This is a genomic window from Streptomyces chattanoogensis, from assembly GCF_001294335.1.
GTDB classification, from domain to species: Bacteria; Actinomycetota; Actinomycetes; order Streptomycetales; family Streptomycetaceae; genus Streptomyces; species Streptomyces chattanoogensis.
In genome coordinates this window covers 1-362 of the sequence record NZ_LGKG01000085.1, presented here as the reverse complement: position 1 = coordinate 362, position 362 = coordinate 1, and the positions used below count along the sequence as shown (strand labels likewise).

At 55.0% G+C, this 362-nt stretch carries 1 rRNA gene; it reads left to right on the top strand.

From position 1 onward, the window contains the following. Positions 1 to 362, top strand: a 23S ribosomal RNA gene (locus ADL29_RS11095); the annotation flags it as partial.

Genomic DNA, 362 nt, shown 5'->3' with positions numbered 1-362 from the left:
GGTTAATCCGCCCAGGGTGAGTCGGGACCTAAGGCGAGGCCGACAGGCGTAGTCGATGGACAACGGGTTGATATTCCCGTACCCGTGTATCCGCGCCCAATGGCGAATCAGTTGTGCTAATCGTCCAAATGTTTTCTTATCGAGCCTTCGGGTGAGAGGGAGAATTGCTGCACGAGACCCTGGCTGTAGTAGTCAAGCGATGGGGTGACGCAGGAAGGTAGCTGGGCCAGGTGATGGAATACCTGGTGTAAGCCTGTAGGGCGTTGTGTAGGCAAATCCGCACAACATGTAGCCTGAGAGGTGATGCGTAGCCGTTGTGGTGAATTCAGTGATCCTATGCTGCCGAGAAAAGCCTCTAGCGA